Origin of the sequence: Paraburkholderia elongata (assembly GCF_013177735.1) — a bacterium.
In the GTDB taxonomy this organism is placed as follows: Bacteria; Pseudomonadota; Gammaproteobacteria; order Burkholderiales; family Burkholderiaceae; genus Paraburkholderia; species Paraburkholderia elongata.
The window spans coordinates 82316-96436 of the sequence record NZ_WOEZ01000044.1; the positions used below are offsets into that span (position 1 = coordinate 82316).

The window sequence follows — 14121 nt, forward strand, 5'->3', positions numbered from 1 at the left end:
AGAGGATTGCGTGTCACGCGGCGATGTGAAGTCGACGCCGGATGACTACTGGCGAGGCGCCCAACTGGCGTTGCACTAGCCAGCGCGCCAAACCTTGGTCCATCACGCGCACATGCTCCGGAAACCAGTCCATCAGCGCTCTGGCAAAAGAGCGGACAACCTCGGTTCGTCCATCAGCCAGCATGACGCGTACTTCGTCGAGCGACCGGAGCACGGCCGCATGCTCGTCGATATGGCAACCCGCTGAACCATAGGCTGTCTCGCGCATCGAGGCGTCTTCGTCGTCAAAATGGCGGTGCGCATGTTCGGCAAACGCTTCGAGCGCGTTCTCAAGATTGTTGTCGTCCGTAGTCAGAAGCGCGTGTACACATGCGACAAACTCATGGTGGGTTTCGTCCATCGTCTGATGGCCAAGTGCATAGTCGTCGTGCCAGGCGAAGCCAGGGATTACACGATCCTTCCCCCTCGCATGTTGCGTTGACTCGACCATTGATGACGCTACTGCTGGGCTCGGCGATGGCGCGGTACCGCGGCCGTCAATTGTCTGTTGCTCTTCCAAATCTTTCATTTGTCAACGCACTCCTGCTCAGTTGATCACGCTGGTCTATCTGATCTTCCTAGGAAGATATTTAATTGCGTGGTGAATGTCGAGATAGGGCAAACGCCTATACATATGAAAATTTCAAAAAAAGGCGGCGAATTTTCGGCCGAAAGGTTTGCCGGATATGACGATCACGAACCTGTGAAGCGCCGGGTTCGGGTAACTCCCGACAGCAAATAGTTTGACATGGAAGATGATCAAAAATTATCTTCCACGGAAGCACATAACCAAACGGAGACAGATGATGGGTTCACAGTTGAGTCGGACGGGGGGTGGCTTTTCGTGGCGTCGGATGATTGGGGGAGGACTCGCGTTTCTTGCGGTATGTGCGCCGGGAGTATCCCAGGCACAGAGCTCTGTCACCTTGTATGGGATTATCGATACCGGCGTTGAGTACGTGACAAACGTCGGTCGTCAAAAGTCCAGCGTGGTGCGTGTGCCGTCGCTCACGGGATCGATACCCTCAAGGTGGGGTATCCGTGGCAAGGAGGATCTGGGTGGTGGTCTTAGCGCGATTTTTGTATTGGAGTCGGGCTTCGCCCCGTCAACGGGCGCGCTGAATCAGGGTGGTCGTTTATTCGGCAGGCAGGCCTATGTCGGGCTTGCAGGGCGGTGGGGGACGTTATCCCTGGGCCGGCAATACTCTCAGATCTATTGGGCCTTGCCGGGTGACACGATGGGGCCGAATGTCTATGCCGCCGGTGATCTGGACCCGTACCTGGCTCAACCGCGACTCGACAACGCCGTCGCCTACTCCTTCACGTCGTCGGGGCTGACCGTGGGTGCAACGTATTCGTTGGGGCGTGACGGGGTGGATCCCGCGGAGGCCGGAGGATGTGCCGGGCAGTCGCCGACGGACTGGCGGGCCTGCAAGTCGATATCTGCCATGGTGAAATATGAAGCGGCGACATGGGGCATCGCGACGGCCTTCGACCGCAACTACGGTGGTGGCGGCGTCGGCTCGCCCCTGCCGCGTAGCTCGCAAACTGATACACGTGCCGTCATCGACGGCTACGTGAAGTTTGGTACCTCGACTATCGGTGCGGGATTTCTCCACCGAATCAATCACGGGGCGCAGACGCCGACCCTTTTCGACGCGGTCAGCAACTACTGGTGGCTTGGCGGGACCTATTTCGTCCTGCCACAAATCGCCCTTGACGCCCAGTTCGGACATATATCGGTGAACGGCGGGAGTTCCGCGGGAGCCTCCCTGTTCGCAGCGCGCGCGACGTACTTATTGTCCAAGCGCACTTCTGTATACGTCACCGCAGGGCGTGTGTTCAACCAGCGCAATGCAGCGTTCACGATTGACGGCGGCGTGATCCCACCCGCCTCCTCGCCATTGCCCGGGGTGAATCAATCGGGTGCGATGGTGGGTATTCGCCACCAGTTCTAAATGGTCAGCCGAAGCTCGACCTCTAATCAGATTGCCTCTCTTTCTTGCTCCAACGGAGACATCCATGCGTCGCAGCTTTCGTTTCGCGCTCGCCATGCTCGCCTGTGCGGCCGCCTCGGGCCTCGCCTTCATGAGCCCGGCCCGAGCGCAAGAGACCGTCAAGATTGGCCTGCTTTTCACCTACTCGGGCGCATCCGGGATGACGGGGCAGGTCGCGGACAACGTCATCAAGCTGTTCCAGCAGAAGAACGGCACGACGGCCGGCGGAAAGAAGATCGAGTTCGTCAAGCGCGACACGACCGGCCCGAACCCGGAAGTGGTCAAGCGCCTTGTGCAGGAACTCATCGTGCGCGACAAGATCAACGTCCTCATTGGGCCGGACTTCACCCCGAACGTGCTGGCGGTCGCGCCGCTTGTCACGGAAGGTAAGGTTCCGACGTTCATTACCGGCGCCGCGACGCAGGGTATCGTCGCGCGCTCGCCGTACTACGTGCGGACCTTCTTCTCTATCCCGCAGTCCGTGCGGCCGATAGCGCAGTGGGCACATGAGAACGGCGTGAAGAACCCGTTTATCGTGGTCGCGGACTTTGCACCGGGCCACGACACGGAGACTACCTTCACCAGGACGTTCACCGATCTCGGCGGACGGGTTGCCGGCACGGCGCGCGTGCCGCTGCGCAGCCCGGAATTCTCCAGCTACATGCAGCGCATCAAGGATGCGCAACCCGACGCTGTGTTCGCTTTCTTCCCGATCGGCGAATTGGTGCCGCAGTTCCTCAAGGCCTACGCCGACTCCGGCCTCAAGAGCCGCAACATCAAGTTGCTCGGGACGGGAGACATGAGCGACGAGAGCGTCATCGATGCGGCGGGTGATGCAAGCGTCGGCCTCGTGACCGCAGGGGTCTATTCCACGGCGCACGACTCCGCACCCAACAAGCAGTTCGTGACCGATTACGTAGCCGAGTTTGGCAAGACGCCGCGCGTCACAACTGGAAGCGTCGCCGTGTGGGACGCCATGAGGCTGATTTACGACGGCATGGCCGCGCAGAAGAATGCCCCGTTCGACGCCGACAAATTCATGGCCTTCGTGAAGGGCCGCTCGATCGAGAGTCCGCGCGGACCTCTCGCCATCGACAGGGTCTCCGGCGACGTCACGCAGAACGTGTATATCCGCCGTGTCGATAAGCGCGACGGGGCGTTGCAGAACGTCGAAATCGAGACCTTCAAGGACGTATCGGCGAAGTGATCGGTAGCGATGAGACAACGACCACTCCAAACTCGAGAGCAGCTATGACGACTATTGTGACCCTGCTGTTCAACGGGCTATCTTACGGTGCACTGCTGTTCGTCATGGCCGTCGGCCTGTCCGTCACGATGGGGATGATGCAGTTCATGAATCTGGCTCAGGTCAGCTTCTCGATGCTCGGCGGCTACGTGATGGTCAGCGCGATGAATGTGCTGGGCATTCCATTCCTGGCGAGCCTGCCACTCGCATTCGTTGCCGTCGGAGCGTTTTCCGCGGTTCTGGAGTGGCTGGTGTTGCGCCACTTCTACGAGGCCGACGATCTAACCCAGGTACTACTGACGCTCGGCCTGGTCTTTATGTCGATCTCGTCGGTGGCCTTCATCTGGGGGCCATCATTCCGGCCGGTCTCGGTGCCGGCCTGGCTCAGTGGGCAAGCGCACGTGTTCGGGCTCGACCTCGAGCGCTACCGCATCTTCCTGATTGTCGCGGGCGTGCTCATCGCGATGGCAATGGTGCTGGGGATCGAGAGCACACGGTTCGGCGCCAAGGTGCGGGCATGCGTCGACAACCGCCGCGCCGCATCCGGTTGCGGAATGAACACTGGGGCGGTCTTCTCGTTGACCTTTGCGTTGGGTGGCGGGTTGGCTGGCCTCGGCGGCGCGTTATCGGCGAACCTGCTGAGCCTGGATCCCAACTTCCCGCTGCGCTATCTGGTCTACGTGCTGATCGTCGTCTCGGTTGGCGGCACGGGCAACATCTTCGGCACGCTGCTCGCAGCGGTGCTTATCGGCGTGGCCGACGTCGTGGGCAAGTACTACCTGCCCGAGGCCGCCGGCCTGTCCATCTATGTCCTGACGGTGCTCGTCATGTTGTGGCGACCGCAGGGCCTGCTCGGCAAGAAGGTCTAACATGACTCGTCCTGACATCGCTGGCTACTTCCGGTCGCGCTCCCGCGTGAGCCGTTGGGAACTCGTATTCTGGGCCGCCTGGCTCGGCCTTTTCTTTATTCCGGGCTGCAACCTGGTGCTGCTGTCGCAGATCCTGGCCTGGGGCCTATTTGCGCTCTCGCTGGATCTGCTGCTCGGCTACCGGGGCATCCCGTCGCTCGGTCACGCGGCCTTCTTCGGGATCGGCGCGTATACGGCCGGCCTTCTCGGCCAGCACGGCTGGACCGAGCCGATCAGTGGCTTGTTGATAGCGGGCTTGACAGCGGGGCTTACGGGGCTCGTGACCGGTCGCATCGTGCGCAAGTTGCATGGCGTCGGCCTGCTGATGGTCACGCTCGGCCTCAACATGATCCTGTTCGACTTCGTGGATCGCTCCACGGGCCTCACCGGCGGGGATGACGGGTTGCAAGGCATCGAGATCGCCCCCGTACTCGGCCTGTTCCGCTTCGACATGATCGGCCGCACCGCCTACCTGTACATATTCTTCGTTGTGCTGCTGTGCTTCCTGGGGGTACGCGCCCTCGTGAAATCATCCTTCGGACTGTCCCTGCTCGGCGCGCGAGAGAACCCGCGCCGGATGATCATGTTGGGCACGCCGATCGAGCACGACGTCACCGTCGTATTCGGCCTGTCGGCCATGCTAGCTGGGATTGCGGGTGCGCTGCTAACCCAGGCCGGCCAGTTCGTGTCGCCCGAAGCGTTGGCGTTTACGCGTTCGGCCGACGTGCTGGTGATGCTTGTGATAGGCGGTACCGGCATCCTGTACGGCGGCTTCATCGGTGCGACGGTGTTCATCTTGCTGCGCGACCTGCTATCGGCGTTCAACCCGATCTACTGGTACTTCTGGATCGGGCTGTTGCTGGTGCTGATCGTAGCGACGTTCCGCAAGGGCGTGCTTCCCACGCTTGTCGGCCGTGTGGAGCAATTGCGAGGGAGGCGGGCATGAGCGCCGATATTGTGCTGCAGACGAGAGACCTGAAGATGGCGTTCGGCGGGCTGAAAATCTTCGACCGGCTGAATTTTTCGATGCGGCGCGGCGAGCGCCACGCGATCATCGGGCCGAACGGCGCGGGTAAGAGCACTTTCGTGAACCTGGTGACAGGCTTGCTCAAGCCAACGGCGGGGCATCTACTGCTCGACGGCCGCGACGTAACGGATACCACGCCGCATCAGCGCGTGCGGTACGGTCTCGTGCGTACGTTTCAGATCAATACACTGTTCCCCGCACTGAACCCTTTGGAGTCCGTGGTGCTGGCGCTGTGTCAACGCCAAGGACTCGCGCGCCCATCGTGGCGTCCTGTCAGCCGCATGACGAGCCAGATCGATGAAGCGTCTGCGCTACTCAATCGCTTCGGCCTGCTTGACGCCGCGCTCACCCCTACTCAGACGCTGTCGTACGGTGAGCAGCGCGTGCTCGAGGTTGTGCTCGCCTTCGCCATGCGGCCGCGCGTGCTGTTGCTCGACGAACCGGCCGCCGGTTTGTCCACTGCTCAGGGCGTGGCACTCTTCGACCAGTTGTCGAACCTGGCGGGCGAGACGACGGTCCTCTTCATCGAGCACGACATGCACCTTGTGTTTCGTTATGCCGATCGCGTTTCGGTGTTCGCAGGTGGCGACATGATCGCTCAGGGAACGCCCGACGAAGTGCGTGCGGATGAACGCGTGAGGAAAGCTTACCTTGGAAGCTAAGGATATGACCGTCTCGCCCGATGCCGCGACAGGCGCCAGCGCGAGTGCGAATGCGAGCGCGCCCGGCATGGAGAGGTACGAGCCCGCGGCATCGAAGCGGGCGCTACTTGAGTTGCGCGGGCTGTGCGCAGGTTATGGGCCCGCCCGCGTGCTGCACGACCTGGACCTCTCGGTGCACCGTGGGGAAACGCTGGTCGTGATCGGCCGCAACGGCGTCGGCAAGACCACGCTGATCGAATCGATTATCGGCCTCACGACACACCATGCGGGCGAGATCTGGTTCGATGGCAAGCGCATCGACGGCCTGCCTGCGCATCTGCGCAATCGCCACGGCATCGCTTGGGTGCCGCAGCAGCGAGAGATTTTTTCATCGCTGACCGTCGAGGAAAACCTGACCGTCGTGCACCGCGAGGGTACGTGGGACACTGAGCGCGTCTACAGCCTGTTTCCCCGGCTCGAGGAGCGTCGACGCAACTACGGCAACCAGCTTTCCGGCGGCGAACAGCAAATGCTCGCGCTCGGACGGGCCCTGATGACCAACCCGTCACTGCTCCTGCTCGACGAGCCTGTTGAAGGGCTCGCCCCTCTGATCGTGCAGGAGATGCTCACTGCCATCGATCGTATGCAGCTCCAAAGCGATATGACGATCGTGCTGGTCGAGCAGAAGTTCGACCTCGCACTTGCCCACTCGGAGCGCTGCGCCGTGATCGATCACGGCAGCGTCGTGCACAGCGGGTTGAGTAGCGAACTACTCGGCAACCCGCGGCTGATGGACCGCCTTCTTGGCGTCTCCGCTTGACCCGCATGTTGATTCTATCGATGAAGTCGCGTCTTCTGCGCTCGAACCGTCGCCCGCAGGAGTTCGAAGCGCGTCCTTTCGTCGACATGTCGCCGTTCGACTCGCGGCGGTAACCCAATCTATAGGAAGAGTGGTAGCTATGATCATCGTATTCGGCGGCACCGGTATGCTCGGACAGCACACGGCCCTCGATCTTATCGAGAACGGCGAGCGTGTGGTCGTCACAGGCATGCGGCGACACGCACCGCTGCTCATGGCGGACGCCGTTGAGCGCAAGCAGGCGTTCGTCGAGTATCTCGATCTTACGGACCCCTACGCGGTGATGGGCGTGGTGGCGAAGTACAAACCCAAGGTCGTCGTCGACACTTCGGGATATGCGCCAAAGCTGCTGGCGCCTTCGGCTGAAGTACGAGCGCGTGTCACTGCGGAGCTGAACCTGCTCGAGGCAGCGAAGCTGAACGGCGTCGAGCGGGTCGTGCTCACCAGTTCGTCGGATGCCTATTGGGGGCTTGGCCCCGAATGCATGCCTTTGAAGGAGGACATGCCGGTGCCCCTGCAGGAAGACGACGACAACTTCATCGTGCAGTCGTGGGCCAAAAAGACGCTCGAGGTCGTCGCCAATTTGTACCGGCGCCAGGAAGGTCTGAACATCGTGACCGTGCGATGCAGCGGCATGTTCGGACCCGCCTATCGCACGTTCCTCAACCTGCCCAGTCGCCTCATCAAGGCGGGCCTTTCTGGAGCCACGCCTGATTTTTCAAAGGGCGGCGGGGTGCCTGTGGAGAGCGACGGTTACGACCAGACGTACGTGAAAGATATCGCATACGGCATGGGCCTCATTGTTCGAGCGCCGACATTGCAGCACCATATCTACAACCTCGGGAGCGGACGTGCAACGAGCTATGGGGAGATTGCGCGCGCCGTGGAGAAGGCGATTCCCGGCTTCGAGATCCGGCTGCGACCCGCGGCGCAGCCGTCGGAGGTCGGTCCGGGCCGCGAGGTGAGCATGGGCAACTTCTACATGGACATTTCGCGCATCGGCCACGAACTTGGCTATGCGCCGAGATATTCCATGGAGCGCGCGATTGCGGAGTACGCCGACTGGCTGCGCACCCACGAGATGTGACGTCAAGGAAGAAGGACGGAAGACTGTCTTGAACACGCCGAGGTGATCGTCTTCTTCGCCCAGAGCCGCCGAACCGGATGTTGAAACGGGCGAGGGCAGCGCCGCTGGCAAACCGCCATAGCGGCGCTGATTCGGAGAAAGGCTGGAAACCAGGTTTCAACCTCTGCCGAGCGCGATATACCGCTCGAGGTGATGATCCTCATCCCCCAGTTGATGGTCGATCATCACGAGCCGCTTCGCATAGTGAGCCAGCGGCAACTCCCACGTCATGCCGATACCGCCATGCAACTGAATACATTCCTCGGCGACTAGTGCCCCAATCCTGCCAATACTGTATTTCGCCGCCGAAACCGCCCGTTCCCGCACGGTGCGCTCAGCCCCAAGCGCGGCAGCCGCGTTGATCACCGCCGATCGCGCCTGCTCGATCTCAAGCAGCAGGTCTGCCATCCGATGTTGCAATGCCTGGAAGCTGCCGATCGGCACGCCGAACTGCTTGCGTGTGCGCAAGTATTCAAGCGTGTAGTCTTTCGCGACGTCCATCGCGCCGACCGCTTCGGAGCACAAGGCAAGCACGCCGCAACTGATCGCGTATTCGAGCGTCGCAAAACCTTCGCCGGCCGTGCCGAGCAATGCGTCGTCGGCCAGTGTGACGTTGTCGAATGAGACCTCGGCCGCGCGGCCGCCGTCGATCTTGCGATAGCCGCGCACGCTGACACCCGCGGCGTCGCGAGGCACGAGAAAGAGCGTGATGCCGGCTTCTTCATCGTCGGCACCGTCCGTGCGCGCGGAGACGAGAAAGAGCGAAGCGTTCTCGCCTTGCTGAACGACCGCTTTCGCGCCATTCAGCTTCCACTCGCCGCCGTTGCGTTCTGCGCGAGTCGTCACGCGTGATAGTTCGTAGTGGCCTTCCGGCTCGCCGTGCGCGAGCGCAACGATCCGGGATCCGTCGATCAAATCGGCAAGCGCAGCCTTTTGCGTTTCATTGCCGCCACGCGTGATCGCCTGGCCGACGACTAGCGTATCGAGAAACGGCTCGACCACGAGCCCGCGACCCAGACTCTCGAAGACGACCGCGATATCGAAGCCGCCGCCGCCAAAGCCACCCTCCGTTTCGTCGAACAACGCGCCGATAATGCCGAGTTCTGCGAATCGATTCCAAAGGTCGGCGCTGAAGCCTTCCGCCGAGCGTGCAATCCGGTCGCGCGTTTCGAAGCCGTATTGCTCAGTGACAAAACGGTTGAGCGTATCCGCCAGCATGCGGCGGTCTTCGGTATGCTGAAAATTCATGGCGTGTGCCCCTTACAGTCCCAGGATCATTTTGGAAATGATGTTCTTCTGGATTTCGTTGGAGCCGCCGAAGATCGACAGCTTGCGGTTGTTGAAGTAAAGCGAGGCGGCGCTCGCCGCTTCGTCGGGGCCGACTGGTGTGCCTTCGAAACCATCGTACAAGGCTTCCTCGACGAACGGCTGCGCATACGGCCCCATCGCGCGGCGTGTGAGCGAGGAGATTTCCTGGCGGATCTCAGTGCCGCGAATCTTCAGCATCGAACTCTCTGCGCCCGGCACGCCGCCGCCGGCCACCGCCGCGATCACGCGCAGGTTGGTGGTCTTCATGTTCTCCAGATCGATCTCGACGCGCGCCATGCGTGCGGCAAACGAAGGATCATCCGCCAGTGGCCGGCCGTTGCGCTGCTGTTTCGCGGCGATCTTGCGCAGCCGATTAAACGCGGCCACCGAGAAGCCGACGCCCGCGATATTGGTGCGTTCATACGTGAGCAGGTATTTGGCGTAGGTCCAGCCCTTGTTCTCTTCGCCCACGATGTTCTCGACGGGCACGCGTACGTCCGTGAAAAACACTTCGTTGACTTCGTGCTCGCCATCGAGCGTGATGATCGGGCGCACTTCGACGCCTGGCGTATTCATGTCGATCAGCAGGAAGCTGATGCCTTCCTGCTTGCGCACGTCGGTGGCGCTGCGCACGAGGCAGAAGATCATGTTCGCGTAGTGGCCGAGCGTGGTCCACGTCTTCTGGCCGTTGACGATGTAGTGCTCGCCTTGCGCGTCGCTGCCGCGTACCGCGGTGGTCTTGACCGAGGCGAGGTCCGAGCCCGCGCCCGGTTCCGAGTAGCCTTGGCACCACCAGTCCGAGCCATCGAGAATGCGCGGTAACCAGTGGTGTTTTTGCGCCTCGTTGCCGTATTTGATTAGCACCGGGCCGAGCATGTTGACGCCGAACGGCACGACACGCGGTGCGCCCGCCAATGCGCATTCATTCTCGAAGATAAATTTCTGCACAGCGTTCCAGCCCGGGCCGCCGTACTCAGTCGGCCAATGATTGGCGAGCCAGCCTTGCGCGTTGAGAATCGCGTGCCACTCGGCCATGTCGTCGCGCGTGAGGCGGCGGCCGCCGTGTACTTTGTCGGCGAGACGCTGCGGGAGCTTGTCGCGCAAAAAACGCTGCACCTCGGTGCGAAAAGCCTCTTCTTCAGGTGTGAAGTTCAGATCCATAGCGGGTTCTTTCCTCGATATTCAATGGGTCAGCGAACCGGTGGACCGACGGGCGATCAGGCCGCCATCGGCCGAGAATGCTCCAAATGACGTGCCGTCTCAAGCTGACTGATTGAGGCTCGCGAAATCGGCACCGCGCTCAACCAGTTCGACCAGCAGCGGCGACGCTTGCCAGAACAGCGGGTCTTCTTTGGCGAACTCGCGGATGTCCGCGAGAACCGTGGCGAGGCCCACCGTATCGGCGTATTTCATCGGACCGCCGCGATAACGCGGAAAGCCGTAGCCATAGAGGAAGGTCACGTCGACATCGAGCGGCCGAAGTGCGATGCCTTCATGCACGACGTTGGCGCCTTCGTTGATCATCGCGGCCATGTAGCGGCGCATGATTTCTTCGTCGGTGAAAGTGCGTGGCGTGACACCGGCGCGTTCACGCTCGGCTTCGATGATGGCCTCGACCTTGGGGTCCGGCGTGCCGGTGCGCGAACCTTCGGGGTACAGATAAAAACCACAGCCGGTCTTCTGGCCGAACCAGCCGCGTTCGCAAAGACGGTCGGCGATCTGCACGTAGCGTGCTTCGGGGTTTCGCGTGGCGGCGCGCCGCTTGCGCGTCGCCCAGCCAATGTCGCCGCCCGCCAGATCGACCACCTGGAATGGACCCATCGGGAAGCCGAACGCACGCACTGCCGCATCGATCTGATAGGGCGACGCGCCGTCTTCCATCATCGCGTCCGCCGCGCTGCGATACACCGCCAGCACGCGATTGCCGATGAAACCGTCGCACACGCCGGCACGCACCGGCGTTTTGCGCAGCTTCTTCGCGAGTTCGAACGCAGTGGCGACCACGTCCGCGCTGACCTGCTTCGGCACCACCACTTCCAGCAGCTTCATGATGTTGGCGGGGGAGAAGAAGTGCAGGCCGATCACGTCCGCGGGGCGTGAAATGCTGGCCGCAATCGCGTCGATGTCGAGATACGACGTGTTGGTGGCCAGCACCGCGCCGGCTTTGCAGACACGATCGAGTTCGGCGAACACGGCCTTTTTCACCGACAGGTCTTCAAATACGGCTTCGATCACCAGATCGGCGTCGGCGAGTGCGTCGTACGAGGTGCTGCCATGCCAGCGCGTCATCACGTCGGCTTTCTTCTGCGCACTCATGCGGCCTTTGGCGATCAGGCCGTCGTAGACTTTTTCGATGTGCGCGCGGCCGCGTGCGAGCGACGCGTCGTCGCGTTCGATCATCGTCACCGGCAAGCCTGCATCGAGCACCGCGACGGCGATACCCGCGCCCATCGTGCCGCCGCCCACCACGCCGATCTTGTTCAGCGCGCGTGGTTTTGCACTGCGTGTTTCGGGCGCTTTGAGCACTTCGCGTTCGGCAAAGAACGCGTGAATCAACCCGGCACGCTGCGGGCTGTCGATGCATTCCAGGAACAGTTTGCGTTCGAGCCGCAGGCCGTCTTCAAAAGGCTGTTCTACGGCGGCTTCTACGGCATCGACGATTTTGAGCGGGGAGAACAGACCGCGCGATTTCTTCGCCGTTTCCGCGCGAGCCGCGGCGACGGCGGCGAGGCTCGCGGCGCGGTCGCTCAGCGCTGCGGCATCGCGAGCGCGCCGCACGGGCGCGTGAGCGGCCAGCAGTTCGTGCACATAGGCGAGTCCTTCAGCGAGGATATCGTCGCTGCTGCCGAGCCGGTCGATGAGGCCGAGCGCGAGCGCTTCTTTCGCGCCGGCGTGGCGGCCGCTCAGGATCAGGTCGAGGGCGGCCTGCGCGCCGATCAGGCGCGGCGTACGCTGCGTGCCGCCTGCGCCCGGCAGCAGGCCGAGTTGCACTTCGGGCAAACCGAGCTTCGCGCCATCCACCGCGAGCCGGTAGTGCGCCGCGAGGGCCACTTCCAGACCGCCACCGAGCGCGGCGCCGTGAATGGCCGCCACCACCGGCTTCGCACACGCCTCGATGCGGTCACACACGTCCGGCAGCGACGGCGGCACCGGCGGCTTGCCGAACTCGCGAATGTCCGCACCCGCGATGAAGTTTCGCCCCGCGCCTACGATCAGCACCGCTTCGACGGCCTTGTCGGCATCCGCGGCTTCAATGGCGGCGAGCAGGCCGCGCCGCACGTCGGCGGACAAGGCGTTGACTGGCGCGTGGTCGATCGTGACTAGCAGGACTTTGCCGCGCAATTCGCGCATGACAACGTCGGCGGAAGGGGTGAGGGTCATCGTGTCGTCTCCTGACTGTTTGTTACCGGGCCAAATCGGGGCAGATCAAGGCACATCGGGTCTGGCGAATTCTCCGATTGTCGGTTGGTCAAGGTTTATTGACAATTGCATAGTCCATTGACAGACTGTCAAAATTATTTTGACAAAGGCCATGTTATGGACGTCAATTCGCTGACCCTGCTGGTTGATATCCTTGATGCGGGCAACCTGAGCGAAGCCGCGCGCCGGCTGAAAATGAGCCGTGCGAACGTGAGTTACCACTTGAACCAGCTGGAGCGCTCGATCGGGCTGCAACTGGTGAGGCGCACCACGCGCCGGGTCGAGCCGACCGAAATCGGTCTGCAGTTATACGAGCATGGCCGCACGATCCAGAACGCGCTGCTGGCCGCGCGCGAGTCGGTCACCACGCTTGGGCAGAGCTTGCAGGGGCGGGTGAGATTGAGTGTGCCGAGCGGCTACGGGCAGCTGGTGATGTCAGATTGGCTGATCGCGTTCAAGCGTCTTTACCCGGGCATCGTGCTGGATGTGATGTTCGAGAATCGCGTTGAGGATCTGATGCGCGACGAGGTCGACATTGCGGTGCGGGTGATGTCCGAACCGCCGCAGAATCTCGTCGCGCGCGACATGGGGCCGGTGCGATACGTTGCCTGCGCTTCGCCGGAGTTTGCCGAAAACCGTGGTATGCCAGTGCGGCTCGATGATCTGCGCACGGCACCGTTGATTACGTCGGCGGTGGTCGGCAGGCAGTTGCGCTTGGCGGCTTATCTGCGCGACGAGCGCCACGAAGTGCTGCTGGAGCCGACGATTATTTCCGAGAACTTTCTGTTCTTGCGCCAGGCGGTGCTGGCCGGCCTGGGCGTCGGTCTGGTGCCCGATTACGTGGTGCAGGACGACCTACGTCGTGGGGATGTGGTGACGGCGCTCGATGAATGGCGCTTAAGCATCTTCGGTACGAATATGTACATGCTCTATATGCCGAATCGCCATCACACGCGGGCGGCGGCGAGTTTTATCGAGTTCATTCTGGAACAGGCGCGCGGAAGTGGAAGAGGGGTCGCAGCTTGAGCTGCAATGAAGCAATTTTTCTTCGGCGCGCTGATGGTCTGTGCGCGGCAGGGGAACGGAGCAAGGATGGACTCACCGCGTTGGCGTGCAGAAGAAAGCAGCACCAGCACCGTTGCCTCACTCACGGGTATGCTTAACAAAACGGCGAGATAGCCGTGCGCCTGGTAGCACATCAAACTTCAGGGGAGACGGAAATGAAATGGACAATCGCATTTCTCGCTCTGCTTGCAATCGCCATTGTCATTGTGTTGGTCTCGCGTCTTCCGGGCGAGGAAGCCATTCGCCTCGCCGGCTACGCGGCCACCGCGGGCTTCGCCGTACTGATCAGCTTCTTGATTCGCTGGCGCGCAAATCGCGCGCAACGAAACAAACGCGCGGGGTGAGCACGCACGCCTTGCATTCGCTCGTGCCGACTATGCCGGTGACGGCGACCGCCCGTGCCCACCGTGCTGACCCACCCCGCTGGTTTCCGTGGCAAACCCATCCGCGACGCACGCAGTGCGGAGTGGGAGCTGATGAATCCT

Annotated in this window: 13 protein-coding genes; 9 read left to right on the forward strand and 4 right to left on the reverse strand. The window is 62.0% G+C overall.

Annotated features, from left to right (window positions below):
• Positions 1-13 precede the first annotated feature (13 nt).
• Positions 14-568, reverse strand: coding sequence for a bacteriohemerythrin (locus GNZ13_RS09915; protein WP_236001920.1), 555 nt, complete (start codon positions 566-568; stop codon positions 14-16).
• A gap of 325 nt (positions 569-893) precedes the next feature.
• Here GNZ13_RS09915 and GNZ13_RS09920 point away from each other — a divergent pair, with 325 nt between their 5' ends.
• The 7 genes from GNZ13_RS09920 to GNZ13_RS09950 all read left to right on the forward strand — a co-directional run bounded on the left by GNZ13_RS09920 (position 894) and on the right by GNZ13_RS09950 (position 7804).
• Entirely contained in the window at positions 894-1997 is a 1104-nt protein-coding gene (locus GNZ13_RS09920; protein ID WP_236001929.1) for a porin, read from the forward strand.
• Positions 1998-2061: 64 nt separating this feature from the next.
• Positions 2062-3243: an ABC transporter substrate-binding protein gene (locus tag GNZ13_RS09925; protein WP_172162920.1), complete on the forward strand. Its 1182-nt coding sequence runs from the start codon at positions 2062-2064 to the stop codon at positions 3241-3243.
• A gap of 44 nt (positions 3244-3287) precedes the next feature.
• The gene (locus tag GNZ13_RS09930) at positions 3288-4151 is read left to right on the forward strand and encodes a branched-chain amino acid ABC transporter permease (protein WP_172162923.1); all 864 of its coding nucleotides are present in this window, start codon (positions 3288-3290) and stop codon (positions 4149-4151) included.
• A 1-nt stretch (position 4152) separates the two neighbouring features.
• Positions 4153-5136, forward strand: coding sequence for a branched-chain amino acid ABC transporter permease (locus GNZ13_RS09935; protein WP_172162926.1), 984 nt, complete (start codon positions 4153-4155; stop codon positions 5134-5136).
• Positions 5133-5879 carry an ABC transporter ATP-binding protein gene (locus GNZ13_RS09940; protein WP_172162929.1) on the forward strand — a complete coding sequence of 249 codons (747 nt, stop codon included), beginning with the start codon at positions 5133-5135 and terminating at the stop codon, positions 5877-5879. Before GNZ13_RS09935 ends, GNZ13_RS09940 begins: the two co-directional genes overlap by 4 nt.
• Before the next feature lie 67 nt (positions 5880-5946).
• Positions 5947-6678, forward strand: coding sequence for an ABC transporter ATP-binding protein (locus GNZ13_RS09945; protein ID WP_172163198.1), 732 nt, complete (start codon positions 5947-5949; stop codon positions 6676-6678).
• 139 nt (positions 6679-6817) lie between these two features.
• Positions 6818-7804 carry an NAD-dependent epimerase/dehydratase family protein gene (locus GNZ13_RS09950; protein WP_172162932.1) on the forward strand — a complete coding sequence of 329 codons (987 nt, stop codon included), beginning with the start codon at positions 6818-6820 and terminating at the stop codon, positions 7802-7804.
• A 156-nt stretch (positions 7805-7960) separates the two neighbouring features.
• On the opposite strand, the gene GNZ13_RS09955 is transcribed toward GNZ13_RS09950, so the two are convergent.
• The 3 genes from GNZ13_RS09955 to GNZ13_RS09965 form a co-directional block, all read right to left on the reverse strand.
• Positions 7961-9091: an acyl-CoA dehydrogenase family protein gene (locus GNZ13_RS09955; protein ID WP_172162935.1), complete on the reverse strand. Its 1131-nt coding sequence runs from the start codon at positions 9089-9091 to the stop codon at positions 7961-7963.
• Between the two features lie 12 nt (positions 9092-9103).
• Positions 9104-10312, reverse strand: coding sequence for an acyl-CoA dehydrogenase family protein (locus tag GNZ13_RS09960; protein WP_172162938.1), 1209 nt, complete (start codon positions 10310-10312; stop codon positions 9104-9106).
• Between the two features lie 99 nt (positions 10313-10411).
• Entirely contained in the window at positions 10412-12532 is a 2121-nt protein-coding gene (locus tag GNZ13_RS09965) for a 3-hydroxyacyl-CoA dehydrogenase NAD-binding domain-containing protein (RefSeq protein WP_172162941.1), read from the reverse strand.
• 156 nt (positions 12533-12688) lie between these two features.
• On the opposite strand from GNZ13_RS09965, the gene GNZ13_RS09970 reads away from it, so the two are divergent.
• The gene (locus tag GNZ13_RS09970) at positions 12689-13597 is read left to right on the forward strand and encodes a LysR family transcriptional regulator (protein ID WP_172162944.1); all 909 of its coding nucleotides are present in this window, start codon (positions 12689-12691) and stop codon (positions 13595-13597) included.
• A 194-nt stretch (positions 13598-13791) separates the two neighbouring features.
• Complete coding sequence (locus GNZ13_RS09975) at positions 13792-13980, forward strand: hypothetical protein (protein WP_172162947.1); 189 nt, start codon at positions 13792-13794, stop codon at positions 13978-13980.
• Positions 13981-14121 lie beyond the last annotated feature (141 nt).